Below are 5,049 nucleotides of genomic sequence, written 5' to 3'. Positions count from 1 at the left end.
ACAGCGACCGCCCACGCCGCGCCGCCGTCTCCTCCTTCGGCGTCAGCGGCACCAACGCCCACGTCATCCTCGAACAGGCGCCCCCCACGGAGACCACCGTCACCGACGGGGACGAGCATGCGGCCCCGTCCGTCACGCGGACCCTGCCATGGATGGTGTCCGGCGCGAGCCGCGAGGCGCTGCGGGCGCAGGCGCAGCGCCTGGCCCTTTATGCCGACGCCCACCGCGAGGTGACCGACGCGGACATCGGCCGCTCCCTCGTGACGACCCGGGCGGTCTTCCCGCACCGGGCGGTGGTCGTCGGCTCCGGCAGGGACGAGTTCGTGCGGGCGCTGACGGCGCTGTCCCGGGGCGAGGAGTCCCCGGCGGTCGTCTCCGGCACTCCGCCGCGCGACGGGGAGGACGCCGGGGCCGGGCGGTGCCGGACCGTGTTCGTCTTCCCCGGCCAGGGCGCGCAGTTCGCCGGCATGGCCGTCGGCCTGCTGGACTCCTCCCCCGTCTTCCGGGACGCCCTGCGGGAGTGCGCCGACGCACTCGCGTCGCATGTGGACTGGTCGCTGCTCGACGTGCTGCGCGGGGCGGACGCCGGCTGGCTGGAGCGGGTGGACGTCGTCCAGCCCGCCCTGTTCGCGGTGATGGTGTCGCTGGCGGCCCTGTGGCGCTCGGTGGGCGTGGAGCCGGACGCCGTGGTGGGCCACTCGCAGGGCGAGATCGCCGCCGCCTGCGTGGCGGGAGCCCTCTCGCTCCAGGACGCGGCCCGCGTGGTGGCGGTGCGCAGCAAGGCGCTGCGGGCGCTGGCCGGGCGGGGCGCGATGGCCACCGTCGCGCTGGGCGAGGCCGAGGCCGGGGCTCTCGTCGGGCTGTGGGGGGAGCGGCTGTCCGTGGCCGCGGTCAACAGTCCCTCCTCGGTGGTGGTGTCCGGCGACGCGGACGCGCTGGAGGGCCTGATGGCCCGGTGCGCCGAGGACGGCGTGCGGGCGCGCCGCGTCCCGGTGGACTACGCCTCGCACTCCCCGCAGGTCGAGGAGGTGCGCGACGAGCTGCTGGAAGCGCTCGCCGGTATCTCGCCCGCCTCCCCGCGCACGCCGTTCTTCTCGACGGTCACGGGCACCGCCCTGGGCGCCGGTGAGCTCGGGCCGGACTACTGGTACCGCAACCTCCGCCAGGTCGTGCGGCTGGCGGAGGTGACCGGGGAGCTGGCGAAGAGCGGTTACGACGTCTTCCTGGAGATGAGCCCTCACCCGGTGCTCACCGTCCCGCTCCAGGAGACCGTGGAGCACTCCGGGACGGACGGTGTGCTCGTCACCGGGTCGGTGCACCGGGACGACGCGGGGGCGGACGGTTTCCTCCGGTCGGCGGGCAGGCTGTACGCCCACGGGGCCGCGCTCGACTGGGCCCGGGTGTTCGCGGGCGGCGGGCGCCGGGTGGATCTGCCGACGTACGCCTTCCAGCGGCGCGGCTACTGGCTGGACGACCGTGGCGCGAGCGCGGACCTCTCGGCGACGGGCCTGTCCCCGGCCGGGCATCCGCTGGTCAAGGCGGTCGTCGCCGCCGCGACCGGGAACGGTCTGGTGCTCAGCGGACGGATATCGGTCCGTACGCAGCCGTGGCTCGCCGACCACGCCGTGCACGGCGCCGTCCTCCTGCCGGGCACCGCGTTCCTCGAACTGGCGCACCACGCCGGCCGGTTGCTGAACGCCGGGCGGGTGCGGGAACTGACCGTCCAGGCTCCGCTCCTCCTGTCCGGCGACGAGGCGGTGACCCTTCAGGTGGTGGCGGAGAGCGGGGACGAGGGCTGGTCCGTCACCGTGCACTCCCGGGTCGGGGACGACGAGCCCTGGACGCGGCACGCGACCGGTCTCCTCGTCGCCGAAGAGCCCGCCGCTCCGGTGGAGAGCGGGGCGTGGCCGCCTGCGGGCGCGGTCGCGGTCGACGTGGGCGGCCACTACGCCCGGCTGGCCGACCAGGGGTACGCGTACGGTCCCGCCTTCCAGGGGCTGCGGGCCGCCTGGCGGCTCGGGGACGCCGTCTTCGCCGAGGTGCGGCTGGACGAGGAGCACCTCTCCGACGCCGAGTCGTTCGGCCTGCACCCCGCGCTGCTGGACGCGGCCCTGCAGACCGTCGCGCTGACCGGCTCGGACGACGGCGAGGGGGCGGCGGCCCGGCTGCCCTTCTCGTGGAGCGACGTGTCCGTGCACACGGCCGGGGCCGGCGCCCTGCGCGTACGGCTGGCGCCCGTGGGGCCGGACGCGGTGACGCTCACGCTCACCGACTCGTCCGGCAGCCCGGTGGCCTCGGTGGGTTCGCTGGCCTTGCGGCCGGTCGATCCCGCTCAGCTGGGCCCGGCCCGGCTGTCCCGGCACGACGGCCTGTCCCGGCACGACGGGCTGTTCCGCCTCGACTGGACCGCAGCGCCCGCCCGGCGGGCCGAACCGCCCGCGCGGTGGGCGCTGGTGGGTGCCGTTCCCGGATACGAGGAGCCCTCGGACACGCCGTCGGCGGACCACCGCACCGAGGTGCGCCGGCACCGCGATCTGGCCGCCCTGGGCGAACACGTCCGTTCCGGTGCGGCGGAGCCCGAGGTCGTGGTGGCGTCCTGCGTCCCGGACTCCGCCGCCGGGTCCGCCGGCGGGGAGGGGTCCGTGCGGGAGACGGCGGGGCGGGCGCTGAGCCTGGTCCAGTCCTACCTCGCCGACGAACACCTCGCCTCGTCGCGGCTGGTCCTGGTGACCCGCGGCGCGGTCGCGGCACGGGAGCGGGACGTCCCGGACAGCGCGCAGGCGGCGGTCTGGGGCCTGGTGCGGACGGCTCGGACGGAACACCCGGACCGCTTCGTCCTGGTGGACGTGGACACCGGCCGCATCTCCCCCGAGCAACTGGCGGCGGCGCTGGCCACCGGGGAGGAACAGGTCGCCGTGCGCGCCGGCGAGGTCATGCTGCCCCGGCTGGCCGCGTCGGACGGGCCCGCGGAACAGCGCGGTGCGCGGCGGCCGTTCACCGGCGGAACCGTCCTGATCACCGGCGGCACCGGCATGCTCGGCGGCCTCGTCGCCCGCCACCTGGTCACCGCCCACGGGGCAGCGCGGCTGCTGCTGGTGAGCCGTCAGGGCCCGGCGGCCCCGGGTGCGGCGGAGCTGGTGTCGGAGCTGTCCGCGCTGGGGGCCGAGGCGGAGGTGGCGGCGTGTGACGTGGCCGACCGGGACGCCCTGGCGGCGACGCTGACCCGGATACCCGCCGATGCGCCGCTGACCGCGGTGATCCACACCGCCGGGGTCCTGGAGGACGCGGTGGTGACCTCCGTGACACCCGACCTGCTGAGCCGCGTCCTGCGCCCGAAGACCGACACGGCCGAGCACCTCGACGCGCTGACCCGGGGGACGGACCTCTCCGCGTTCGTGCTGTTCTCGTCGGCGTCGGGGGTCCTCGGGACGGCCGGACAGGGGGCGTACGCCGCGGCGAACGCGGCCTTGGACGCGCTGGCACAGCGCCGCCGGGCGAGTGGCCTGCCCGCGCTGTCGCTGGCCTGGGGGTTCTGGGAGCGGCAGAGCGCGATGACCGGGCACCTGGCGGAGGCGGACCTGGCCCGGATCGCGCGTTCCGGGATGCGCCCCCTGTCGTCGCAGCAGGGCCTGGAACTCTTCGACAGGGCGCTGACGGCCGATGACGCGGTCCTGGTGCCCATGCGGCTCGACCCGGTGGCGCTGCGGGCGCGGGCCGCGTCCGGCGCGGTCCCACCGGTGCTGCGCGCGCTGGCCGGACCCAAGGCGGTGCCGTCCGGGCGCTCCGGTGCGGGCGCCGTGGAGCCGGCCGTGCTGGAAGGCGTGGATGCCCTGTCCGAGAGCGAACGCGAGCGGGTCCTGCTGAAGCTGGTGTGCTCCACGGTCGCGGCGGTGCTGGGACACCGGTCCGCGGATGACATCTCCGACACCCGGGGATTCCTGGAGATGGGGTTCGACTCGCTGACCGCGGTCGAGCTGCGCAACCGGCTCGCCGCCGCCTGCGGGCTGCGGCTGCCGACCACGCTCGTGTTCGACCATCCCACGCCGCGTGCCGTCGCCTGTCACCTGGGCACGCTGCTGGCCGGGAACGAGGACCGTGCGGCGGAGGCGGTCATCGCCGGCCTCGACCGGCTGGCGGACGGCCTGCGGGGCACGGCCCTGCGGGACGAGGTGCGGGAACGGGCGGCGGCACGCCTGGCGGAGCTGCTGGCCGAGCTGACCGGGCAGCCCGGCCCGGCCTCGGGCACGGAGCTCGACGCCGCTACCGACGAGGAACTCTTCGATCTGGTCGACAACGGTTTCCTGCAGGCGAAGTGACGGGCCGTCTGGCCGGCCGGACGGGAAGGAGTGGAACACGTGACGAACGAGACCAAACTGCGTGAGTACCTGAAGCGGGCGATCGCGGACGGCCGGCAGACGCAGGCGCGTCTGGACGAGGTCGAGGCACGGGCCCGGGAGCCGATTGCCGTGGTCGGCATGGCCTGCCGGTTCCCGGGCGGCGCGCGGAGTCCCGAGGAGCTGTGGCAGATGGTCGCCGACGGCCGCGACACGCTGTCCCCGCTGCCGGCCGACCGGGGCTGGGACCTCGACCGGCTGCTGGGCACCGGTGACGGCCGGCCGGGCAAGTCGCACGCCGGGATGGGCGGATTCCTCCACGACTGCGCCGAGTTCGATCCCGAGTTCTTCGGGATCAGTCCGCGCGAGGCGCTCGCGATGGACCCCCAGCAGCGCCTGCTGCTGGAGCTCGCCTGGGAGGGGTTCGAGCGAGGGCATCTCGACGTCGACGCCTTACGGGGCAGCCGCACCGGCGTGTTCCTCGGGGTGATGTACAGCGACTACGGCGGACGGCTGCGGGAGGCGCCCGAGGAGTTGGAGGGCTATCTCGGCAACGGCAGCGCCGGCAGTGTCGCGTCCGGCCGGCTGTCCTACACGTTCGGGCTGACCGGTCCCGCGCTGACCGTGGACACCGCCTGCTCGTCCTCCCTGGTGGCGCTGCACCTGTCGGTCAACGCGCTGCGCTCCGGGGAGTGTTCCCTGGCGCTGGCGGGCG

The 5,049-nt window shown here is 75.6% G+C and carries 2 protein-coding genes; both read left to right on the top strand.

The annotated features are described in order from the left end of the window. On the top strand, nt 1-4,316 hold a 4,316-nt coding region (locus ACFV4G_RS42965; protein WP_380449022.1), incomplete at its 5' end, for an SDR family NAD(P)-dependent oxidoreductase. A gap of 39 nt (nt 4,317-4,355) precedes the next feature. Next, nucleotides 4,356-5,049 (top strand): beta-ketoacyl synthase N-terminal-like domain-containing protein (locus ACFV4G_RS42960; protein ID WP_380449020.1); only part of this gene is annotated, 694 nt, incomplete at its 3' end.

The sequence above is a fragment of the Kitasatospora sp. NPDC059747 genome, from assembly GCF_042732955.1.
Classification (GTDB): domain Bacteria; phylum Actinomycetota; class Actinomycetes; order Streptomycetales; family Streptomycetaceae; genus Kitasatospora.
This window is presented reverse-complemented; position numbering and strand designations above follow the sequence as displayed.